Annotated in this window: 22 protein-coding genes and 1 pseudogene; 13 read left to right on the top strand and 10 right to left on the bottom strand. The window is 69.9% G+C overall.

Going from position 1 to position 21,613, the window contains the following annotated elements; all coding sequences use genetic code 11:
* The first annotated feature begins 37 nt into the window (after positions 1-37).
* Together FBY35_RS05755 and FBY35_RS05750 are read left to right on the top strand one after the other, a co-directional pair.
* Positions 38-1,309, top strand: a complete 1,272-nt coding sequence (locus FBY35_RS05755) for an FAD-dependent oxidoreductase (protein WP_142212743.1) — start codon at positions 38-40, stop codon at positions 1,307-1,309.
* On the top strand, positions 1,306-2,133 hold the full coding sequence (locus FBY35_RS05750; RefSeq protein ID WP_160159238.1) for a family 16 glycosylhydrolase: 828 nt from the start codon (positions 1,306-1,308) through the stop codon (positions 2,131-2,133). The genes FBY35_RS05755 and FBY35_RS05750 overlap by 4 nt, the downstream gene beginning before the upstream one ends.
* Before the next feature lie 13 nt (positions 2,134-2,146).
* Here the strand turns inward: FBY35_RS05750 and FBY35_RS05745 are convergent, their stop codons facing one another.
* The 4 genes from FBY35_RS05745 to galE form a co-directional block, all read right to left on the bottom strand.
* Complete coding sequence (locus tag FBY35_RS05745; RefSeq protein WP_142212741.1) at positions 2,147-3,190, bottom strand: glycosyltransferase family 2 protein; 1,044 nt, start codon at positions 3,188-3,190, stop codon at positions 2,147-2,149.
* The gene (locus tag FBY35_RS05740; protein WP_260848527.1) at positions 3,187-4,527 is read right to left on the bottom strand and encodes a glycosyltransferase family 2 protein; all 1,341 of its coding nucleotides are present in this window, start codon (positions 4,525-4,527) and stop codon (positions 3,187-3,189) included. Before FBY35_RS05740 ends, FBY35_RS05745 begins: the two co-directional genes overlap by 4 nt.
* Entirely contained in the window at positions 4,524-5,351 is an 828-nt protein-coding gene (locus FBY35_RS05735) for a glycosyltransferase family 2 protein (RefSeq protein WP_142212740.1), read from the bottom strand. The genes FBY35_RS05740 and FBY35_RS05735 overlap by 4 nt, the downstream gene beginning before the upstream one ends.
* A 77-nt stretch (positions 5,352-5,428) precedes the next feature.
* On the bottom strand, positions 5,429-6,463 hold the full coding sequence (galE, locus tag FBY35_RS05730; protein WP_142212739.1) for a UDP-glucose 4-epimerase GalE: 1,035 nt from the start codon (positions 6,461-6,463) through the stop codon (positions 5,429-5,431).
* Between the two features lie 206 nt (positions 6,464-6,669).
* Here galE and FBY35_RS05725 point away from each other — a divergent pair, with 206 nt between their 5' ends.
* The 4 genes and pseudogenes from FBY35_RS05725 to FBY35_RS05710 form a co-directional block, all read left to right on the top strand.
* Positions 6,670-7,458: a TetR/AcrR family transcriptional regulator gene (locus FBY35_RS05725; protein ID WP_142212738.1), complete on the top strand. Its 789-nt coding sequence runs from the start codon at positions 6,670-6,672 to the stop codon at positions 7,456-7,458.
* Between the two features lie 189 nt (positions 7,459-7,647).
* On the top strand, positions 7,648-8,442 hold the full coding sequence (locus tag FBY35_RS05720; protein WP_142212737.1) for a VOC family protein: 795 nt from the start codon (positions 7,648-7,650) through the stop codon (positions 8,440-8,442).
* Between the two features lie 102 nt (positions 8,443-8,544).
* Entirely contained in the window at positions 8,545-8,790 is a 246-nt protein-coding gene (locus FBY35_RS05715; protein WP_142212736.1) for a WhiB family transcriptional regulator, read from the top strand.
* A 12-nt stretch (positions 8,791-8,802) separates the two neighbouring features.
* Positions 8,803-9,049: pseudogene (locus FBY35_RS05710) on the top strand (short-chain dehydrogenase); the annotation flags it as partial.
* Positions 9,050-9,074: 25 nt separating this feature from the next.
* On the opposite strand, the gene FBY35_RS05705 reads toward FBY35_RS05710, so the two are convergent.
* The 4 genes from FBY35_RS05705 to FBY35_RS05690 form a co-directional block, all read right to left on the bottom strand.
* A complete protein-coding gene (locus FBY35_RS05705) occupies positions 9,075-10,049 on the bottom strand; it encodes an acyl-ACP desaturase (protein ID WP_142212735.1) in 975 nt (324 codons plus the stop codon).
* Positions 10,050-10,165: 116 nt separating this feature from the next.
* On the bottom strand, positions 10,166-10,942 hold the full coding sequence (gene ddaH, locus FBY35_RS05700; RefSeq protein ID WP_142212734.1) for a dimethylargininase: 777 nt from the start codon (positions 10,940-10,942) through the stop codon (positions 10,166-10,168).
* Between the two features lie 83 nt (positions 10,943-11,025).
* Positions 11,026-12,666, bottom strand: a complete 1,641-nt coding sequence (locus FBY35_RS05695; RefSeq protein ID WP_142212733.1) for an ABC-F family ATP-binding cassette domain-containing protein — start codon at positions 12,664-12,666, stop codon at positions 11,026-11,028.
* Positions 12,667-12,964: 298 nt separating this feature from the next.
* Positions 12,965-13,381 carry an SsgA family sporulation/cell division regulator gene (locus FBY35_RS05690; RefSeq protein ID WP_142212732.1) on the bottom strand — a complete coding sequence of 139 codons (417 nt, stop codon included), beginning with the start codon at positions 13,379-13,381 and terminating at the stop codon, positions 12,965-12,967.
* Between the two features lie 160 nt (positions 13,382-13,541).
* On the opposite strand from FBY35_RS05690, the gene FBY35_RS05685 reads away from it, so the two are divergent.
* Positions 13,542-14,636 carry an oxidoreductase gene (locus FBY35_RS05685; protein ID WP_260848526.1) on the top strand — a complete coding sequence of 365 codons (1,095 nt, stop codon included), beginning with the start codon at positions 13,542-13,544 and terminating at the stop codon, positions 14,634-14,636.
* Between the two features lie 40 nt (positions 14,637-14,676).
* Here FBY35_RS05685 and FBY35_RS05680 read toward each other — a convergent pair whose 3' ends face one another.
* Positions 14,677-14,976: a YciI family protein gene (locus tag FBY35_RS05680; RefSeq protein ID WP_142212731.1), complete on the bottom strand. Its 300-nt coding sequence runs from the start codon at positions 14,974-14,976 to the stop codon at positions 14,677-14,679.
* Positions 14,977-15,067: 91 nt separating this feature from the next.
* Between FBY35_RS05680 and FBY35_RS05675 the strand changes: the two genes are divergently transcribed.
* Positions 15,068-15,790, top strand: coding sequence for an endonuclease V (locus tag FBY35_RS05675; RefSeq protein WP_142212730.1), 723 nt, complete (start codon positions 15,068-15,070; stop codon positions 15,788-15,790).
* A gap of 54 nt (positions 15,791-15,844) precedes the next feature.
* The gene (gene mmpA / locus FBY35_RS36365) at positions 15,845-15,982 is read left to right on the top strand and encodes a morphogenic membrane protein MmpA (RefSeq protein WP_186356864.1); all 138 of its coding nucleotides are present in this window, start codon (positions 15,845-15,847) and stop codon (positions 15,980-15,982) included.
* A 65-nt stretch (positions 15,983-16,047) separates the two neighbouring features.
* On the opposite strand, the gene FBY35_RS05670 is transcribed toward mmpA, so the two are convergent.
* Positions 16,048-17,247, bottom strand: a complete 1,200-nt coding sequence (locus tag FBY35_RS05670; RefSeq protein WP_142212729.1) for a trans-acting enoyl reductase family protein — start codon at positions 17,245-17,247, stop codon at positions 16,048-16,050.
* A gap of 127 nt (positions 17,248-17,374) precedes the next feature.
* On the opposite strand from FBY35_RS05670, the gene FBY35_RS05665 reads away from it, so the two are divergent.
* The 4 genes from FBY35_RS05665 to FBY35_RS05650 all read left to right on the top strand — a co-directional run bounded on the left by FBY35_RS05665 (position 17,375) and on the right by FBY35_RS05650 (position 21,525).
* A complete protein-coding gene (locus FBY35_RS05665) occupies positions 17,375-17,821 on the top strand; it encodes a hypothetical protein (protein ID WP_142212728.1) in 447 nt (148 codons plus the stop codon).
* A 175-nt stretch (positions 17,822-17,996) separates the two neighbouring features.
* Complete coding sequence (locus tag FBY35_RS05660; RefSeq protein WP_186356863.1) at positions 17,997-19,139, top strand: CaiB/BaiF CoA-transferase family protein; 1,143 nt, start codon at positions 17,997-17,999, stop codon at positions 19,137-19,139.
* Positions 19,136-20,278: an acyl-CoA dehydrogenase family protein gene (locus tag FBY35_RS05655; protein WP_142212727.1), complete on the top strand. Its 1,143-nt coding sequence runs from the start codon at positions 19,136-19,138 to the stop codon at positions 20,276-20,278. Before FBY35_RS05660 ends, FBY35_RS05655 begins: the two co-directional genes overlap by 4 nt.
* Before the next feature lie 32 nt (positions 20,279-20,310).
* The gene (locus tag FBY35_RS05650; protein WP_142212726.1) at positions 20,311-21,525 is read left to right on the top strand and encodes an acetyl-CoA C-acetyltransferase; all 1,215 of its coding nucleotides are present in this window, start codon (positions 20,311-20,313) and stop codon (positions 21,523-21,525) included.
* Positions 21,526-21,613: the final 88 nt, after the last annotated feature.

Genomic DNA, 21,613 nt, shown 5'->3' with positions numbered 1-21,613 from the left:
CCTGGTTGAAGGACCTTTCCTCGGAGGAGGTACGGGAATGCCCCCGAATTTGCGCGTGGCTGCCCGGTACCGGGCAGCCACGAGAGCGACTGAGATCCGCCGGGAAGGCATTCCCGTCGTGGTCATCGGAGCTGGACCGTACGGGCTCGCCACCGCTGCCTGGCTGAACGCATCGGGGGTTCGTCTGAGAATTTTCGGCGAGCCGATGCAGGGCTGGGACACCCATATGCCCGAAGGCATGTTTCTCAAGTCCGTCCCGGCGGCGTCGTCCATTTCCGCCCCGGAGCCCGGGTACGGGTTCGCGGATTTCCGTGCTGCCCAGGGCAGAGAGCCGGTTGGCGACCTTTACCCGATCCCGGTCGATGAATTCATCGACTACGGGCGATGGTTCCAGGAGCGCCGGGTGCCAGAAGTGGAACGGTCGATGGTGCGCCATGTACAGGCCGTCGACGGCGGGTTCTCAATCACGCTGGACTCCGGCGAGGAGTTCCTCGCCGCGGCCGTGGTGGTGTCCACCGGCCTTGCCCCCTTTGCCCATGAGCCACCGGAGCTGCGCGGCCTCGCCGCCACGGGCCGGACCTCCCACACGTGCGAGCACCGGAACCTGACCGGCTTCGCGGGACAGCAGGTGGCCGTCCTGGGTGCGGGGCAGTCCGCGCTGGAGAGCGCAGCACTGCTGCACGAGGCGGGCGCCAGTCCCACCGTCGTCGCCCGCGCCCCGTCCGTCCTCTTCGGTGACCCTCCGCAGGCGGACCTGCCCAGCGCCCGCCCGCGGTCCACCCGACTGCACAAACCCGGCTCTCCCCTCGGCCCGGGCTGGTCACTGCTGGCTGTCAGCCGAGGCGCCGCTGCCTACCGCCATCTGCCGACTCCGGTGCGGTTCCGCCTGCTGCACACCGTGCTGGGGCCGTCCGGAGCCTGGTGGTTGCGAGAGCGCGTCGCAGGCCGTTTCCCGGTGCTGTGCGGGCGCACGGTGCGTTCCGCCGAGCCGGAGGACGGGGCGGTGCTCCTGGAGTTGACGGACCCGGGCGGCGGGAGCGAACGGTTGCGCGCCGACCATCTTCTGATGGCCACGGGGTACCGAGTGGACGTGGACCGGCTCGAGCTCCTGGAGCCCACACTCCGTCAGGCAGTACGGACCGTCGGAGGTGCACCGCGGCTTTCGGCCGGCTTCGAGTCCTCGGTGCCCGGCCTCTACTTCACTGGACTGGCCGCAGCACCCAGCTTCGGGCCGTTCCTGCGATTTGTCTGCGGCACGGATTTCGCTGCCCGGCAGCTCGCCGCCTCGGTCGCGGCCAGGAACCGGTGAGAACGGGGCCTGCCCGGCGCGCCTGGCAGGCCGTGGCCGCGGGGCTGCTTCTCCTGGCGACGGCCTGCGGCAGCGGCAGCGGCAGCGCCCCGCCGGGCCCGCCTGCCGCGGGCTCATGGCGGCTGGTATTCCACGACGACTTCAACGGTTCGCAACTCGATACCGAACGTTGGGTGACCTGCTACGACTGGAACAAGGACGGGTGCACCAACCGCGGGAACAACGAGGCGCAGTGGTACCTCCCGGGCCAGGTGTCGGTGGGCGGAGGCTCCCTGACCCTGAAGGCCGAGCGCCGAAGCACCCGGGGGAGCGACGCCAGGACCTACCCGTGGACCTCCGGCATGATCTCCACCGGGCGTGACCACTGGGACGGCCGTCCCCGGCGGACCTTCACCTACGGCTACTTCGAAGCGGCGATTCGCATTCCCCCTCAGGCCGGCATGTTCCCGGCCTTCTGGATGATGCCCGCGTCCCGCTACACCCCTCCCGAGCTGGACATTATGGAGTTCATCGGAACCACGCAGCGGGCCTTCATGTATGTGCACTGGCGTGACCGCGAGGGCGCAGAACAGCGGGCGAGAGGAACCTATGGACCGGCCGATTTCCCCGCCGGGTACCACGTGTTCGGGCTTCTCTGGGAGGCCGACGAGCTGACCTGGTACGTGGACGGCGTCAAACGGTTCCGGGTGACAGAACCCGCCAGGATCCCGCACGTCCCCATGGAAGTGCTGGTGAATCTGGCTGTCGGCGTTCCCGGCCCCCCGCCCCCCTCGGTCGATTCGGCACGTATGCGGGTGGACTGGGTGCGCGTCTGGCAGCACTGAGCCGTAACGGGCGTCAGCCTTTCCTGCCCACCGGCCCCCACCCTCGCAGGGCGTAGGGGGACCCCCAGAAGGGCACCGGTTCACCCTCGGCGCTCGGCAGCTCCAGAGGCGGCCGCAGGCGGTGGGGGGCGGAGCCGGACGACAGCGAGTGAATCCGGCCGACGACGTACCCGGCGACCGTGGCCCAGACGCCTCCGGCCAGCGCCGCAAGGGTGCGCAGGGCGCCGGGACGGCCCAGCCGCAGGGTTCGGACGAAGGCCTGGGGGATGGTCGACCGCAGATAGGTGCGCTCGCTGGCCAGCGCGGCTTTGCTGCCGCTGTGCCGGGCGACCAGCGCCTTGGAAAGCCCTTCCGCATAGCAGCGGGAACGGAAGTACGCCCAGGTGGTACGCGTCCCGGGCACATGGTGACGTACCGCGGCGGCAGGCTCGTACAGCAGCACGGCGTCGGGCCGGCGGGCCGCGATCCGCAGACACAGCTCGGTCTCCTCGCACCCCAGGGGCCTGGTTCCGACCCGTCCCAGGTCGGTGCGGAAGCCGCCGGCCGCGACCACCTCGGCCCTGCGGAAGGACATGTTGGCGCCGATGAAGTTCCGTACCGGGGTGGGCTGTTCAGGCAGTCCCCGGTACGAGCAGCCGACCACCCAGTCGAATTCCGGCGGGAACCATGCCGGCCGGTCCGTGCCCCACCATGGCCGGACGAGCCCGCCGACGCCCACGACGTGCGGGTCGTCGTAGCGTGCCAGCATGCGGTCGGTCCAGTCCGGGTCGGCCGCCGCGTCGTCGTCGAGGAAGGCCACCACCTCGCACCTGGCCGCGGCCACACCGGTGTTGCGGGCACCGGACAGACCCTTGCTCTGGTGGTTGGGAATCACCCGCACTCCGGACAGCGAGGTGGAGGCCAGTTCGTAGAGCTCCTGGCAGTGGTCGATGACCAACACGATTTCGTCCGCCGGGCGGGCTTGCGCGTGCACCGACCCGATCGCGGCGCGGAGGTCGTCCCACCGGTCGACGGTGTAGGCGCAGACGACGACCGACAGAGTCGGTGCAGCATTCATGAGGACCTCCCGGAAGCCCGGCTGCGCAGATACCCGAGCGGCCCGTAGAGCAGACCCTTCATCTCCAGGACGGCCAGTCGCCGGGACCATCCGTCGCCCGCCTCCTTCCGGCCGCGTGCCTTGGCCGCGGCGTACTGGATGCCGCCGGGGAGCCGGCGCAGCAGGGCGGGCAGCATCCGCGGTTCATTGGCGAGCGCTCCGGTCAGATAGGCCCCGAGCCCGGCGCCGTATCCGAAGGCCTGTGTCTTCAGGGCGTCCTCGGTACGGTGATGGCGATGCCAGACGATGGCGCCGGGCTGGTAGGCGAGGGTGTGGCCGCCGACCAGCACCCGGAAGAAGGCGAGCAGGTCGTCGCCGCCGCGGGCCGGGGTTCCGGTTCCGGTGGCCGGGTCGAAGCCGCCCATGGCGTGCAGCAGATCCGTACGGAAGGCCATATTGGCGCCGGAGCCGAAGCGTCCGGCGGTGAACGGGAACAGCGGGTCGGCCGGAGGGTTGTCCAGCGACCAGGTGCGGGGGGTGTATCCCTTCGCGAATCCGCCATGCCGCTCCAGGGCGGCCTGCGCTCTGGTCTGGAGTTCGGCGGGCACGATCAGGCCGGTGACACAGCCGATTCGGGGGTCGCTCGAGAAGGCCGCGGCGAGTTCGGTGAGCCACCGGGAGTCGACGAGGGTGTCGTCGTCAGTGAAGGCGGCGATCCGGCCGCGCGCTGCGGCCAGTCCCCGGTTGTGAGCGCGGGCCAGACCGGCTGCAGGCTCGCGGACGTAACGGACCCGTCGGCCGTAGACCTCGTGGACCAGTTGCTCGGTGGCCCCGTTCGCCGGGGCGTTGTCGACCACGATCACCTCGAACCGGGGGTACTCCATCTGCAGGAGCGAGTCCAGGCACTGCCGAAGCTGCTCGGGCCGGTTGTGGGTGGCGACGATCACGCTGATGTCGGTGGCCTCGCGCAGGGCGCGCAGCCGGGCGGCCTGGCAGCGTAGGCCGGCCGGTTCGTCCCACGGCAGGGAGGCATCCCGGGACGCCGTGCTCGGCCCGTCGGCTGTCAGGTGCTGGGCGACGGAGGTGGTGAGATCGCGGTGGGCCGCATTGGCCAGGGACTGCCACAGCTCGACGGGGCCGGCGCCGGTCGTGGAGACCATGCCCAGCGGGTGACCGTGGAGCCGTACCAGGGCCATCACCCGGCCCTGCGGGCGGATGAGATCGAGGCTGCCCGGCGGGCGGAAATCGCCGGGCTCGGCCAGATCGATGTCGACGATTCTTGCCGGGGTGTACGGCGGGGCGGCGGGGACGGAGACTGCCGCGTCGGGGGTCGGGATACGGGGGCCGGCGGCGTTCACCCAGTGCTCCGTCCGGTCGACGGGTGCTGTGCGCCGGGGCGCTCGGACAGCAGGGTGCGCAGCACGCGGCGGCCGTCGGATATGGCGTGCAGATTGGAGCGGCCGCTGCGGCGGGGCAGTTCGAGGCTCGGGACCTCAGCGATCCGCAGTCCGGAACGCAGCGCGTGCACGATCATCTCGGCCTCGATCTCGAAGCCGGCGGCATGCAGGTCCAGCTGGTCCAGGAAGCTGCGCCGGAAGGCGCAGAATCCGTAGCACAGGTCGGTCAGCGAGGCGTCGTAGAGCCGGTTGACGGCTGCCAGCAGTACGTGGTTGCCCATGCGCCGGAAGCGGGTGATGTCCAGGGAACCGCCGCCCGCGACGAACCGGGAGCCCTTGACGAAGTCGTAGCCGTTCTCGAGGAAGTGCAGGTAGTGCGGGATCTCGGCGGGCGACATGCTGCCGTCCGCATCCATCATCACCACGTAGTCACCGGTCGCCGCGAGGAAACCGGTGCGCAGGGCGTTTCCCTTGCCCGGGCCGTTCTGCCGGACACTTCGGACGGTGGGCAGGCAGTGGGTCGCCATGGGCACCGTGGCGTCGCTGGAGTTGCCGTCGACCAGGATGACCTCGTCGACACAGTCGGGGATCTGCTCGAAGACCCAGGGGATGTTGCGGGCCTCGTTGAGGGCAGGAACGACCAGGCTCACGGACCCGCGGGGCGGGAGGTTGTCCTCCGCGCGGCGCATCGGGTGGGCGGGAGTGTCGGTGGCCCGGCGCATGGGGTGGGCGGCGCGGGGCGACGCCTGGTCAGTGGCCGGGTACTGCGTCTGGTTCGTGGTCATGATGTCTCCGGATCGTCCGCTGTGTCCGCTGTACGTTTACAGCGTATACATACACAATACCCATATCGGACATTTGGTCAAGTCTCGGACGTGTATCCCGTCGGATTGATCTGCTGGAAGCGCCATGCGTCCCGGCACATCGCGGCAAGGTCCCTGGTCGGTTGCCAGCCCCACTCCCGTGCGGCTGCGCTCGCATCGGCGACGAGCCTGCTCGCGTCGCCCGGGCGGCGGTCCACGACCTCGTACGGGATGGACGTGCCGGTTGCCTCGCCGAACGCCGCCAGGAGTTCGAGGACCGTGGTGCCCGATCCGCCGCCGAGGTTGAAGACGCGCAGACCTCTGCGGTCGGCGAGATGCTCCAGTGCGCTGCGGTGCGCGTCGGCGAGGTCCATGACGTGGATGAAGTCCCGGATCACGGTGCCGTCGGAGGTGTCGTAGTCGCCGCCGAAGACGCTCAGGCGCACATGCCGTCCGGCAGCGACGCGGGCCATGCGGGGCATCAGGTGGTCGGGCTCGCCGCGCGAGTCCTGGCCGAGCAGACCGCTCGGATGCGCGCCGACCGGATTGAAGTGGCGCAGCGTCAGCACGGTGAACTCGGGGAGGAGCCGGCACACATCGGCGAGCATCTGCTCGCAGACCCATTTCGACGCGGCGGACGGGGTCGCCGGATCGGCCGGGGCGTTCTCGGTGAGCGGCGCGCCGTCGGCCTTGCCGTAGATGGAGCAGGACGAGGAGAAGACCAGCCGGCTGACGCCGTGCTCCTGCATCACGCTCAGTAGGGAGGTGGTGCCGCCGACGTTCACGTCGTAGTACTCGATCGGCATCTGCAGGGACTCGTCGACGGACCGCTTTCCGGCGAGGTGCACCACCGCGTCCACTCGGTGCTGGTGGAATATGGCCGAGAGCGCGCGCCGGTCGCGTATATCGACCGCGTACACGCCTGCCAGGCGTCGGCCGGCGATCCGCTGGATGCGCGTGCAGGCCAGGGGTGAGCTGTGGGAGTAGTCGTCGACCACGACGACTTCGTAGCCGTGGTCCAGGAGTTCGACACAGGTGTGGCTTCCGATGAAACCGGCGCCGCCTGTGACCAGGACAATTGACGGCTCGGGCATGGACTCTTCTCCTTCGGGCGCGATGTGCCTAGGGGGGAGGTCTCCGCCGGCCGTCCAAGGGGCGGGCCCGGGACCGGATGGGCGCCTGTTGTCTCAAACCGCGCCGACGCTATATATTTACGCCGTATACATACACTTTTGTCTCTTTTGCGTCTACGGTCAAGAGGGAAGCCACGACGACTTGCTCCGGCGACTGGAGGGAAGACATGGCGAAGAAGGGCAAGGGCGCCGAGCGCGGGGGGAAAGAGGGCGGCCGTCGCTCCGGGGATCGCGGCCACTACGGCCGGCTGAGCCGCGAACGCGTACTGGCCACCGCTCTGGAGCTCGTCGACCGCGAAGGGCTCTCGGCACTGAGCATGCGCAGGGTGGGAGCCGAGCTCGGCGTCGAGGCCATGGCCCTGTACCGGTACGCACCCAGCAAGGACGCACTCCTGGACGGACTGGTGGAGGCCCTGTTCATCGAGCTGCAGGAGTACCTGGCCGACGATGCCGCTGTCCATCAACTCGTCGGCCCGGGCGAAGCCGCGGCCGGAGGTGCGGGCGCGCCGGCCGGGGAGCCGGAATGGCGCACCGAGCTGCACCGGATCGCCGAGGCGACCTATCGGGTCGCCCTTGCCCACCCGCAGGTGGTTCCCCTCCTGGCCACCCGCATGCTGGCGGTTCCGCTGGCCCGGCGCCCGCTGGCGGTCCTCATGGACCACGAGCGGGTACTGGAGCTGCTCGAACAGGCAGGCCTGGACGAGGAAAGGGCCTCGATGGCCTTCCGGGCGTTCAACAGCTGGGTGCTCGGTTACATCTTCGTGGAACTGCGAGCCATGGTGGACAACCCCGAAGAAACCGACCCCGCCTTCCGGCTCGGGCTGCACCGCATGCCGGTCCAGGAACTTCCCCTTCTTCGCCGGACCGCGCCCGCTCTCGCCGAGCACGCCGGACCCGACGGGCTGGCCGCCGGCCTGGCGGCCCTTCTCGACCGCTTCGTACAGAACGCCGGCTGAGCGCCGACGGCCGCGGCGCGGTCGGCGGCACCACCAACTCGGCACGACGGCGGCCCCGGGGCGGCGCTCTCAAAGCGCGATCGTGCGGACCGCCTGCGATGCGCACTGGGTGCGGGCGTCGGGGGTCGATAGCAGACTCGGCACCACAGGGCAGGACAGGACAACGGGATCACCCCGAAGGAGCGCACCATGCTCAGCACCCGTTTTGTCACGGGCTCCCCGAACTGGATCGACCTGGGCACCCCCGACCTCGACGCGGCGACTGCCTTCTACGGCGGACTGTTCGGCTGGACTTTCCAGTCCGCGGGCCCAGACGCCGGCGGCTACGGCATGTACCAGGTGGACGGCAAGACCGTCGCGGGCGCCATGACAGTAACCCCCGAACAGGGCGGGCCCGGCTGGACCGTCTACTTCCAGTCGCCCGACGCCGACGGCACGGCCAAAGCGGTCCAGGCGGGCGGCGGCGCGGTCCTGTTCGAGCCGATGGACGTCTTCGAACTCGGCCGCATGGCGGTCTTCACCGACCCCGGGGGCGCGGCCTTCGCCACCTGGCAGCCGGGCCAGAACAAGGGCCTGGACGCCGTCAACGACCCCAACACGCTGTGCTGGGCAGAGCTTTACACCGAGGACCCGGGCGCGGGCCTCATCTTCTACCAGGGCGTGTTCGGCTGGGAGACCTCCATGATGCCGCTGCCCGACGGCACGGGCTCGTACACGATGATCAACCCGGCGGGCGCGGGCGCGGAAGCGATGTTCGGCGGCATCGTCCCGCTGGCCGCGGACCCGCTCGAGACGGAGGGTCCCTACTGGCTGCCCTACTTCGAGGTGACGGACTGCGACGCGGCGGTGGCCACGGCGCAGCAACTGGGCGGAAGCGTCCGGATGGCCCCGGTCGACATGGAAGGCGTCGGCCGCTTCGCGAAACTGGCGGACCCGGCGGGCGCGCGGTTCGCGCTGATGCAGGGCGTGCAGCAGGACGACTGAGCCGGCCGGATTCGTGGTGACGGGCGCCGAAACGATGGTGCACGTGGGGACGTTGATGCTTCGTTGACCCGGCGTTTATCGCGGCCGGGGAGCGTGTGCGGCATGCCGATCAACACCACCACACGCCAGGAACTCTCCTGGCAGGAGACCGCGCTGTGCGCCCAGGCGGGCCCGGAATTCTTCTTCCCGGCGCCGGGCTCGTCGACGCGGGAGGCGAAGCAGTTGTGCGGGGCGTGCGAGGGGCGAGTGCCGTGCCTGCAGTACGCGCTGGCGCACGACGAGCGATTTGGAGTGTGGGGCGGGCTGTCGGAGAAGGAGCGCTACCGCCTCAAGCGAAGCCAGGGCTGAGGCGCCCCCGCCATGCTCACCCGCACGAGCGCGGCCGGGGCTCGCCGCCCAGGGGGTCCATATGTGCAGTGTCGACACCGGCTGGATCACCGACGAGAACCCCGCGCCACGCAAGGCGCGCATCGCCGCCGGCGGGATCCGGACGCCGCTCGACATCGTGGACGGAGCGGCCCGCGTCTACGACCCGATCGTGCGCGGTGAGGCGGGCGCACCGGTCGCCGGTGTTTTTCTCAAGGACTACGAGGCGGCCGACTGGTGAGCCGGCCGCCCGTTCGACGCGGACCTCAGCCGGCCGCGCGCGCCTGCATCCGCGCCTTGCGGGCCGCGAGCTTCTCGTCGAACTTCGACGCCTCGGAGTTCAGCCCGTTCATGTAGAGGCCGAGCTCTTCCTGCGCCTTCAGGCCCTCCGGGCCCAGACCGTCCATGTCGAGCACCTTGAGGAAGCGCAGCACCGGCTGCAGTACGTCGTCGTGGTGAATGCGCATGTTGTAGATCTCGCCGATCGCCATCTGCGCGGCGGCCCGCTCGAAGCCGGGCATGCCGTGCCCGGGCATCCGGAAGTTGACGACGACGTCGCGCACAGCCTCCATGGTCAGATCCGGGGCGAGCTCGAAGGCCGCGCCCAGCAGGTTGCGGTAGAAGACCATGTGCAGGTTCTCGTCGGTCGCGATCCGCGCCAGCATCCGGTCGCAGACCGGGTCGCCGGACTGGTGGCCGGTGTTGCGGTGCGAGACGCGGGTGGCGAGCTCCTGGAAGGCGACGTACGCCACGGAGTGCAGCATCGAGTGGCGGTTGTCGGACTCGAAGCCCTCCGCCATGTGCGCCATCCGGAACTCCTCGAGCTTGTCCGGGTCGACCGCACGCGAGGTGAGCAGGTAGTCGCGCATCACGATGCCGTGCCGGCCCTCTTCCGCGGTCCAGCGGTGCACCCAGGTGCCCCAGGCGCCGTCGCGGCCGAAGAGCGAGGCGATCTCGTGGTGGTAGCTGGGGAGGTTGTCCTCGGTCAGCAGGTTCACCACCAGCGCGATCCGGCCGATGTCGGTGACCTTGGACTGCTCGGACTCCCAGGCCTGGCCGTCCTCGAAGAAGCCGGGGAAGTTGCGGCCGTCGCCGAACGGGACGTACTCGTGCGGCATCCAGTCCTTGGCGACCTTGAGATGGCGGTTGAGCTCCTTCTCCACCACCTCTTCCAGCGCGTACAGCAGTCGGGCGTCAGTCCACGCTTCCGAACTGCCGAGGTGGGGAGAGGTGATCGTCACGGGTGCTCCAGGGGGACGGGACAGTTACCTACGTATTCGTAGGTTACGAGACCGTAGGTTAAGGCCGCAGTAAGCCCCCGGCCAAGCCCGGATGACGGATGTCCGGTTACGTTCCGTTATGCGTACAGGTCGCGGACGCGTACGGAGAGGCAGGTCACGCAGCCTTCGAGCTTCTCGAACTCGCTGATGTCCACCATCACGGGCTGGTAGCCGAGATCCGTGAACAGCTCTGCCGTCTTCGGCGCGCTCGCCGCCATCAGCAGCTTCCCGCCGCCGAGGAGCACCACATGCGCCCCCGACTCCTCCGGCACGGGCAGGTGGCGCGGGAAGACAGTGGGGGTGTCCACCAGCGGCGGGTAGCCGATGACGGCCCCGTCGGGCAGCGCGGTCACCGCCGACTTCAGATGCAGCACCTTGGTCACCGGCACCGCCACGACCCGGGCGCCCAGCGGCTCGAACGTGGCGCGCAGCTGCTGCACGCCCGCCGCGTTCGTACGCCCGCCGCGCCCCACGTAGATCGTGTCGCCGACCTTGAGCACATCTCCGCCGTCGAGCGTGCCCGGCTCCCACACCCAGTTCACCGAGCAGCCCAGGCGAGCCACGGTCTCCTCGACGGCCGCCGTCTCCGGCCTGCGGGACTCGGCCCCCGGCCGGGCGATCAGCGCGACATTGCGGAACATCACCACCGTGTCCTCGATGAACACACCGTCCGGGCAGTCGTCGGCCGGTTCCGTCTCGACGGTCTCCCAACCGTGCTCACGCAAGGTCTCGGCGTACGTCTCCCACTGTTCCAGCGCCAGTTCGACGTCGACAGGGGAGCGCTCGACATGGGTGACCAGACCCTCGGCGAGACGCGGGCTGGGGCGGCGGATCAAGGCTTTCCTGCTGGGCACGAGGGGTTCTCCAGGGGGATACGGGGCTGGTGGCGCCCATCATGACCCGCCGCGCTCGGGTGATGGAATCCCTACGGACCGTGTCAGCGACCCGGCGCCCCCTCCCGTACCTCGCCCGGCGTGATGTCGCGCAGTTCGCCGTCCAGCAACAGCCGGCGCGTGATGCCGATCGAGTCCAGGAACGGCACATCGTGGCTCGCCACGATCAGCGCTCCCTCGTACGACTCCAGGGCCGCCGTCAGCTTCCGGACGCTCGCCATGTCCAGATTGTTCGTCGGCTCGTCCAGCATCACCAGCTGCGGCGCCGGTTCGGCGAGCAGCAGCGCGGCAAGTGCGGCGCGGAACCGCTCACCGCCCGACAGCGTCCCGGCAAGCTGGTCGGCCCGCGCGCCCCGGAAGAGAAAGCGGGCCAGCCGCGCCCTGATCCGGTTGTTGGTGGCGTCGGGCGCGAACCGCGCCACGTTCTCCACCACGCTCAGCTCGTCGTCCAGCACATCGAGCCGCTGCGGCAGAAAACGCACCGGGACCTGCGCCACGGCCTCACCCGCGAGCGGCTCCAGCTCGCCTGCGATGGTCCTCAGGAGCGTCGTCTTGCCCGCTCCGTTGCGCCCGAGCAGCGCGACCCTCTCGGGGCCGCGGATTTCGAACTCTCCCCTCACCTCGGCTCCGTAGCGCAGCCGCAGCTCGCTCAGGCGCAGAACGTCCCGGCCCGGATGGACCGTGGTGAACGGCAGCTCGATGCGGATCTCGTCGTCGTCGCGCACCGCGTCCACAGCCTCGTCGAGGCGTTCCCTGGCCTCGGCGAGCCTGCCTTCGTGCATGAGGCGGAGTTTGCCCGCCGAGACCTGGGCCTCGGCCTTGCGGGCATTGGCGATGATCTTGGGTACGCGCCGGTTCTCATAACTCTTCTGCCCGAACCGCTTGCGTCGCGCCAACTTCACGTGGGAATCGGCCAGTTCGCGCTTCTGCCGCTGCATGTCCGCCTCGGCGACGCGCACCATCCGCTCCGCGGCGTCCTGCTCGACGGCGAGTGCCTCCTCGTACGCGGAGAAGTTGCCGCCGTACCACCTGACCTCCCCGTCGCGCAGATCGGCGATCTGGTCGACCCGCTCCAGCAGTTCACGGTCGTGGCTGACCACGACCATCACGCCGGACCAGGAGGCGACGGCCTCGTACAGCCTTCGGCGCGCGTACAGATCGAGGTTGTTGGTCGGCTCGTCGAGCAGCAGCACGCCGGGCCGGGCCAGCAGCAGAGCAGCCAGCCGCAGCAGGACGCCCTCGCCGCCCGAGACTTCGCCGATGGTGCGCTCCAGCCCGATGCGGCCGAGCCCGAGCTGGTCGAGGGTGGCGTGAGCCCGCTCCTCGACGTCCCAATCGTCACCGACCGTCGTGAAGTGTTCCTCGCTCGGGTCGCCCGCCTCGATGGCGTGCAGGGCGGCGCGCGTGCGGGCGATGCCCAGCACTTCGTCCACCCGTAGCGCCGTGTCGAGGACGAGGTCCTGTGCCAGATAGCCGACCTCGCCCGTGGTGCGGACCGTGCCGTCCGTCGGCGTCAGTTCGGCGGCGATCAGCTTCAACAGCGTTGACTTTCCTGACCCGTTGAGACCGATCAGCCCGGTTCTGCCCGGACCGACCGCCAGCTGGAAGTCGTCGAAGACGCCGGTGCCGTCCGGCCAGGCGAAAGTGAGCGAGGAGCAGGTGATGTGGGTGGGGGCAGTAGACATACGGGTCTCCCGGTTGCGTGAAGAGGGGTGAGGGCAACGGGTGGAGACACCTGGGCGCGGGCGACGGCCGCCGGGGGACACAAAGGGGATGGAACAGGTCCCGGCAGGGGAGGACGGCTCGAATGCCGAGGTCGCACGCGGAGCGCACAGCGTGACAAGAGCAGCTGTGACGCACGGTGTCTCAAGACCTCAGACGAGCAACGTCCTTCTCCATTCGGGCGGCAACAGAACCGCTGTACACCGTAGGAGGGGGTCCGATGGCTGTCAATGAAATATCAGGGAAGGGGGAACGCCGACGTCAGCAGGCGTCGCGCAGCAGCTCGGCCAGGTTGTGGTCGAGATCGAGATAGATGTGCTCACGGCCGCGGGGGACCATGCCCTGGACGCGCTTGAGGAAACGGCGCACCTCGCTGGTGCGGATGTGCACCATCGCAACGCCTTCGGGGGCGTGGAACTCCAGGACCGTGCGGTCGAAGCCAAAGGGTCTGACGCGCACGTCGCCGACGCCGGCCGGTCCGTCGACTCCCGCCGTGAGCAGCTCGCGCGAGAAGGCCCACGACACTTCATTGCCCTCCAGGGTCGCGGGGGGCGGGAAGGCCATCCGTACGGCGAAGGGGTCCTCGCGGTCGTAACGCAGCGTGGCGGGAACAGTCTCCATCTGGGGCGCCGAGGCGACCAGGCGGGCCTGCACGGCCTGCTCGATGACGGTGGACAAGGCCTGCTCCTTCGTGCGCGGCTCGCTGACGTCTGGCTGACACCGTCAGAGACGTCGGAACGACGGAATCCGTGCATCCGAAGTAGGAGTGACCTGTGTCACCGCCGCCGTCGGACCGCACCCTGGACGGGCTCATGCCCGTGGGTTAGCTTCCAGCGCCATGACGTCCAAGGGGAAGACGCGACGAATGGTGTCGGTGGGGCTGTGCGCGGCGGCGGTCGCCGCCGCACTGGCCGCCCCGGCACAGGCGACTCAACAAGCGGAAGAGACGACGGCCGGGGAGAGGCCCGCCTGGAACCTGAAGAACACAGGCACCGACGTACGGTTCCGCGGCCTCGCGGCGGTCAGCCGGCGGACCGCCTGGGTGGCGGGATCCAAAGGCACGGTCCTGCGCACGGCGGACGGGGGGCGCAGCTGGCGAGACGTCTCTCCGCCGGGAGCGGGCGGGCTGGAGTTCCGCGACATCGAGGCCTTCGACGGCAGGCGGGCCGTGGTGCTGGCCATCGGCGAGGGCGAGGCGTCCCGGGTCTTGCGCACCGACGACGGCGGCGCGAGCTGGTCCGAGTCCTTCCGTAACACCGACCCGAAGGCCTTCTACGACTGCATCACCTTCTTCGACAACCGCCACGGCCTGGCGATGAGCGATCCGGTGGACGGCAAGTACCGCATCCTGTCGACCGGCGACGGCGGAAAGTCGTGGAAGGTGCTGCCGAGCGCCGGGATGCCCGATGCGCTGCCGGGCGAGGCGGCCTTCGCGGCCAGCGGCCAGTGCCTGGTCAGCTCAGGGCCCAAGGACGTCTGGCTGGCCACCGGCGGCGGCGCGACCGCGCGCGTGCTGCACTCCTCCGACCGCGGCCTCCACTGGAGCGCCACCCACACGACCATCCCGGCGGGGGACCCGGCCCGCGGAGTCTTCGCGCTCGCCTTCAACGACCGCGCCCACGGCATCGCCGTCGGCGGTGACTACCGCCCCGACCAGACATCCCCGAGCGCCGGAGCGGTCAGCGGCGACGGCGGCCGCAGCTGGCAGCAGGCGAAGACACCCCCGCCCGCCTACCGCTCGGGCGTGACCTGGCTGCCGCACAGCCGTTCGGCGGCGCTCGCCGTCGGCCCGACCGGGACCGACCTGACCCTGGACGGCGGCCGCAGCTGGCGCACGGTCGACACCGGTTCGTACGACACCGTCGACTGCACGGCCGACTTCGGCTGCTGGGCCTCGGGCGAGAAGGGCCGCGTGGCACGGCTGGAGTTCTGAGCCGCACGGCTGGAGTTCTGAGCCACGCCCGTCCATCGTGCTAGGAGGGCAACTGCTGGCGGTACGGGGCGAGTTCGGGCGCGGTCTTGGTCGCGATGAACTCGGTGATCCGGTACTCGCACACGCCGCCCACCGTGAAGGGGTCGGCCGCCGCGATCTTCTCGATCGTCGCGCGGTCGTCCCCCACGGCCAGGATCACCCCGCCGTCCCGGGGATTCTTGCGGCCCGACGCGATGAACACGCCCTCCTCGTACAGCGCGTCCAGCCAGGCCACATGCGCGTCGAGGAGCTCGTCGACGCGCTCGACGGGTGCGGTGTAGGTCAATTCCAGTACAAACATGATCGCCAGGCTACGCGACACGGTGCGAGGGGCACCCGCAGGCCGGGACGCCCTCGTAGGGTGCGATCCGGGTCGTAGGCTGGGCGTCACTATGAAGATCATCGAGACGCCCCCGCACTGGCCCGCCGACGAGGCCGCCGCCCTGGCCGTCCAGGACGAACTGCGCACGCGCGTCGTCTTCGACCAGCCGGGGCCGCCGCCCGCCACCGGCCTGGTGACGGGCGTCGATGTCGCCTACGACGACGACCGCGACGTCGTGGCCGCGGCGGCCGTCGTCCTGGATGCCGCGACGCTCACCGTCGTCGAAGAGGCCACGGCCCTCGGGCGGGTGGCCTTCCCGTACGTTCCCGGGCTGCTGGCCTTCCGGGAGATCCCGACCGTGCTCGCCGTCCTGGAATCCCTCACATCGGATCCCGGACTTGTCGTCTGCGACGGCTACGGCCGGGCGCATCCCCGCCGTCTCGGGCTCGCCTCACATCTGGGTGTGCTGACCGGGCTGCCCGTGATCGGCGTCGCCAAGAACCCTTTCGTCTTCAGCTACGGCGAACTGGGGCCGCGGCGCGGCGACTTCGCCGCCCTGCTGGCCGATGACGGCGAGGAGGTCGGCCGGGCGCTGCGCACCCAGGACGACGTCAAGCCGGTCTTCGTCTCGGTCGGCCACCGAACCACGCTCGACAACGCCTGCGCGCACACCCTCCACCTCGCGTCCCGATACCGGCTCCCCGAATCGACGCGCCTGGCCGACCGCCTCTGCCGGCGTGCTCTCGCGGAGAGCACCGCCCGGGTACCTCGTACTCACGTACCCGGGCGGTGATCTGAGTAGCAACGCGGATGCGGGGAGCGAGCCGTGATCGGCAAGCTCCCACGCATGACTTCACACACGACGCACAGTGCGACCGAGACCAGCCACCCCGTGGAGCGGATCGTGACGGCGGTGCTCATCCTGGGCGCGCTGGCGGGCTTCGCCTGGGTGGGATCCATGGTCTACACGGCCCTGACCGCCTGACCGCCTGACCGCCTGACCGCCCGACCGCCTGACCGCCTGACCGCCTGACCGCCCCGGCCGACGGCTCAGCGGGTGGCGGCCACCCGGAAGCGGATACCCGCCGCCTGAAGCCGCTCCAGCAGCGCATCACCCATCGCCACCGCCGTGGTCACCTGCCCGGAGGTGTCAGGCAGTTGGTCGTAGGCCAGGCACAGCATGGACTCGGCGAGCATCTTCGCCGTCTCGCCGTAGCCCGGATCGCCGCCCGACACCTCGGTGAACACCGTGCGGCCGCCGCCCTCGCCCACGAAACGCACCGAGAACCAGCTTTTCGCCCGTCGCCGCTCGTCCGGACCCTCGCCCGGCTTGATCCGCTCCGACAACCAGCGCCGTGCGGGCGGCAGTTGGGCCAGCGCGAAGAGCGTACCCACGGCCGCGGCACCGCCCGCTGCCATCGGCAGTGTGCGGACCGCCGCGTAGTGCCGGTAGCGGAAGTCCGGGCCGTACCGCTTCAGCGACCGAGCCGAGCGCGCGATGATCTGCGCGTCGACCGTCGGCAGCGGCAGCGCCCAGGCCCCGGTCTCGCGGCTGAACCGTGGCCCGCCGAGCGGCGCCCGCGCACGTCGTCCCACCAGTCGCGGCTCGTGCAGCCGCCGCTCGTGCGCGGCCCGCAGCATCTGCCGGCCCCGGCCCATGGCGTTCAGCGCGGAGGCGAGAGTCCCGCCGGAGAAGGAGGCGTTGGAGCGTACGAACCCGTCGACGCGCAGCGGCACGTCCTCGGGCAGCTGCTGGACGGTGAAGTACGCGCCCAGGTCGTGCGGTACCGAGTCGAAGCCACAGGCGTGGATCAGCCGGGCCCCGGTCTCCCTGGCCCGCGCGTCATGACGTAGGTACATCAGGTCCACGAACTCGGGCTCGCCAGTCAGGTCGACGTAGTCGGTCCCGGCCTCCGCGCACGCGGCGACCAGTGCCTCGCCGTACAGCAGGTAGGGGCCCACGGTCGTGGCCACCACACGGGCGGACTCGGCGAGTTGGCGAAGCGCCTCGGGATCGTTCACGTCCGCCTCGATCAGCGGCAGCCCGGCGCAGCCGGGGTGCTTGGCGGCAAGACGCTCACGCAGCTGCTCCAGCTTCTCCCGGCTGCGGCCCGCGACGGCCCAGCGGCAGCCGTCGGGCGCGTGTGCCGCGAGGTACTCCGCGGTGAGCACGCCGACGAAACCCGTCGCCCCAAAGAGCACGATGTCGTACGGGCGCTGTGCGCGATCGGTCCCGTTCTGCCTGTTCAATGGCTCCTCCGCCGTTGCCCCCGCGGTCATGTCGGTGGCTGAGGCTAGCGTGCGAACGGTCCTGGGAAGAAGATGCGTTTCCCATCGGTAACATGCCCGGCCCCGGGGCCGGATCTAGCGTGAAGACATGCGTACATGGCGTCCCCACCGCCTGTTGCGGTGGTTCCACACCGCGCTCGCGGTGTGCGGGCTCGTCGCGGGCGCCGCACTGCTGGCACTCGCCGCGACCGCCGACGAGGGGGTGGGCCAGCTCTACGGCATGGCGGGGGTGCTGATCGTCTTCTCCGGCTATCTGCTGCTGCTCGCCTTCAACCGCCGGGTGTCCCTGACCGACGACGAGGTCGTTGTCCGCAATCTGGTCGCCGACCGGCACATTTCCCTGACGGAGGTCGCATCCGCCGCTCCGGGCCACGGCGCGGTGGACATCCGGCTGACGGACGGTTCGCGGGCCAGGGTCATGGCCGTGGGCACCTACCACTGGCTGGCCCCCGGACTCTCGCGTGCCGACGAGGTGTCCAGAGCCGTCAAGACGGCGGCGGGCCAGGTGAGGGCGGGAGGCGCTCCGGCGCGGTGAACACCGGCTTACCTCGACGACATCCGCCGGAAAGGCATGATTTCGGTCAGAAGGCGCGTGTAGGCTACGGCCAATTCTAAGCGCTTGCTCGGCCCAGACCCTTGTGCCGGGTGGAACGTGTTCTTACCATCGCTGGTGTTACATCAGTTGTGTCACAAGCAGTGCTGGGGGCTCGATGGCAGCGATGGGGAACGGCCCGCTCGCCGGGGTGCGGGTGGTCGAACTGGCGGGCATCGGGCCCGGTCCGTTCGCCGCCATGCTCCTGGCCGATCTGGGCGCCGATGTCGTACGGGTCGACCGGCCCGGCGGTTCGGGGCTCGCGATTGATCCGGCGTACGACCTCACCAACCGCAACAAGCGCTCCGTCCTCCTCGATCTCAAGGCCGCCGACGGCCCGGCCAGGGTCCTCGACATGGTCGAGCGGGCCGACGTACTGATCGAGGGCTACCGTCCCGGCGTCGCGGAGCGGCTCGGCGTCGGGCCGCAGGAATGCCTGGAGCGCAATCCGAAGCTGGTCTACGGGCGGATGACCGGCTGGGGCCAGGGGGGACCGCTCGCCCAGCGTGCCGGCCACGACATCGCGTACATCGCCGTCAGCGGCACGCTCGGCATGATCGGCAAGCCCGACGAGCCGCCCGCCGTCCCGGCCAATCTCGTCGGCGACTACGCGGGCGGCTCGCTCTATCTCGTCGTCGGAGTCCTCGCGGCCCTGCACTACGCGCGGACCGAGGGGGGATCCGGCCAGGTCGTGGACGCGGCCATCGTCGACGGAGCCGCCCATCTCGCCACGATGATCCACGGAATGATGGCGGCCGGCGGCTGGCAGGACCGGCGCGGGGCGAACCTCCTCGACGGAGGCTGCCCCTTCTACGGGAACTACGAGACCTCGGACGGCCAGTACATGGCCGTCGGGGCGCTGGAGCAGCAGTTCTACAACGAGTTCATCGAACTGCTCGGCATCAAGGACGAGGCTCCGGCCCGTAAGGACTTCGCCCGCTGGGGCGAACTGCGTGCCGCCGTCGCCGCCCGCTTCAGAACCAGGACCCGCGAGGAATGGACGGCGGTCTTCGAGGGCTCGGACGCCTGCGTCGCACCCGTGCTCTCCCTGAGTGAAGCCCCCTCGCACCCCCATCTCGCAGCCCGCGGAACCTTCGTCGACCACGGCGGAATCACCCAGCCCGCGCCCGCACCCCGCTTCTCGGCCACGCCCGGCTCCGTGGACCGGGGGCCCGCCCAGCCGGGCGCCGACACCGCCGATGTGGCCCGCGACTGGCAACTGCCCGACCTCACCGGGACAGAGTCCGAGGAGGACTGTTGAAGCGTCAGATCTTCACCGCCGAGCACGACGCCTTTCGCGAAACCGTGCGCACCTTCCTCGCGAAGGAGGTCCTTCCGCACTACGAGCAGTGGGAGAAAAACGGCATCGTCAGCCGCGACGCCTGGCTGGCGGCAGGGAGGCAGGGCCTGCTCGGTCTGGCCGTGCCCGAAGAGTACGGAGGCGGCGGGAACGCCGACTTCCGCTACAGCGCCGTCCTGGCCGAGGAGTTCACGCGCGCAGGCGTGGCCGGACTCGCACTCGGACTGCACAACGACATCATCGGCCCGTACCTCACCGGCCTCGCCACCGAGGAGCAGAAGCGGCGCTGGCTGCCCGGCTTCTGCAGTGGCGAGATCATCACCGCCATCGCGATGACCGAGCCGGGTGCCGGTTCCGACCTCCAGGGCATCCGCACCAGCGCCGAGGACCGCGGAGACCACTGGGTCCTGGGCGGCTCCAAGACCTTCATCTCCAACGGAATCCTCGCCGACCTGGTGATCGTCGTCGCAAAGACCACCCCGGAGGGCGGGGCCAAGGGCCTCTCGCTGCTGGTCGTCGAGCGCGGAGCGGAAGGGTTCGAGCGCGGCCGCAATCTCGACAAGATCGGCCAGAAGTCCCAGGACACCGCGGAGCTGTTCTTCAACGACGTACGCGTCCCCAAAGAGAACCTGCTCGGCGAACTCAACGGCGCTTTCATCCATCTGATGACCAATCTCGCGCAGGAGCGGATGGGCATCGCGGTCGCCGGGATCGCCGGCGCCGAACATCTCCTCGAGATCACCACGCAGTACGTCAAGGAGCGGGAGGCCTTCGGGCGGTCGCTCTCCAAGCTCCAGCACATTCGCTTCGAGATCGCCGAAATGGCCACGGAATGCGCCGTGACCCGCAGCTTCCTCGACCGCTGCATCGTGGATCACTCGAACGGGGAACTCGACGCGGTCCATGCCTCGATGGCCAAGTGGTGGGCCACCGAACTCCACAAGCGGGTCGCCGACCGCTGTCTCCAACTGCACGGCGGCTACGGCTATATGACGGAATACCGCGTCGCCAGGGCATTCACGGACGGCCGTATCCAGACGATCTACGGCGGCACGACCGAGATCATGAAGGAAATCATCGGCCGTTCCCTTCTCGGCTGACACCTGCTGACACTTATTGAAAGGCTGCTGTCTTGAGTACCGAAGCGTATGTGTACGACGCGATCCGCACTCCGCGTGGGCGCGGCAAGGCCAATGGCGCCCTGCACGGCACCAAGCCGATCGATCTCGTCGTCGGCCTGATCCATGAACTTCGCAGTCGCTTCCCGGGCCTCGACCCGGCGGCCGTCGACGACATCGTGCTCGGCGTCGTCGGACCGGTCGGCGACCAGGGCTCCGACATCGCCCGTATCGCGGCCATCGCCGCCGGACTGCCCGACACCGTCGCCGGCGTACAGGAGAACCGCTTCTGTGCGTCGGGTCTCGAAGCCGTCAACATGGCCGCGATGAAGGTCCGTTCGGGCTGGGAGGACCTGGTGCTCGCCGGTGGCGTCGAGTCGATGTCGCGCGTGCCGATGGCCTCCGACGGTGGCGCCTGGTTCGCCGATCCGATGACCAACTACGAGACCGGATTCGTCCCGCAGGGCATCGGAGCCGACCTCATCGCCACCATCGAGGGCTTCTCCCGGCGCGATGTCGACGAGTACGCCGCGCTCTCCCAGGAGCGTGCCGCCGCGGCCTGGAAGGACGGCCGCTTCGACCGGTCCGTCGTTGCGGTGCGCGACCGCAACGGCCTCGTCGTCCTCGACCACGACGAGCACATGCGCCCCGGCACCACCGCCGACAGCCTCGCCGCGCTCAAGCCCTCCTTCGCGGGCATCGGCGACATGGGCGGCTTCGACGCGGTGGCGCTGCAGAAGTACCACTGGGTGGAGAAGATCGACCACGTCCACCACGCGGGCAACTCCTCCGGCATCGTCGACGGAGCGGCGCTCGTCGCGATCGGTACGAAGGAGGTCGGCGAGCGCTACGGCCTGACCCCGCGCGCCCGCATCGTCTCGGCCGCTGTCTCCGGCTCCGAGCCGACCATCATGCTCACCGGTCCCGCGCCCGCCACCCGCAAGGCGCTCGCCAAGGCCGGACTGACGATCGACGACATCGATCTCGTCGAGATCAACGAGGCGTTCGCCGGTGTCGTGCTGCGCTTCGCCCGGGATCTGAACCTCCCGCTGGACAAGATCAACGTCAACGGCGGCGCGATCGCGATGGGCCACCCGCTCGGTGCGACGGGCGCGATGATCCTCGGCACCGTCATCGACGAACTGGAACGCCAGGACAAGCGGTACGGCCTTGTCACGCTCTGCGTGGGCGGCGGCATGGGCATCGCCACGATCGTCGAGCGCCTGTAGCGCTGCGCGCACACGCCCGGGGCACGCGTACGCCCGGTGCGCGAGCCCGCCGGCCGCTACGGCGCAGCCGCGCGGACGTGTGCGTGAC

Origin of the sequence: Streptomyces sp. SLBN-118 (assembly GCF_006715635.1) — a bacterium.
Classification (GTDB): Bacteria; Actinomycetota; Actinomycetes; order Streptomycetales; family Streptomycetaceae; genus Streptomyces.
This window is presented reverse-complemented; position numbering and strand designations above follow the sequence as displayed.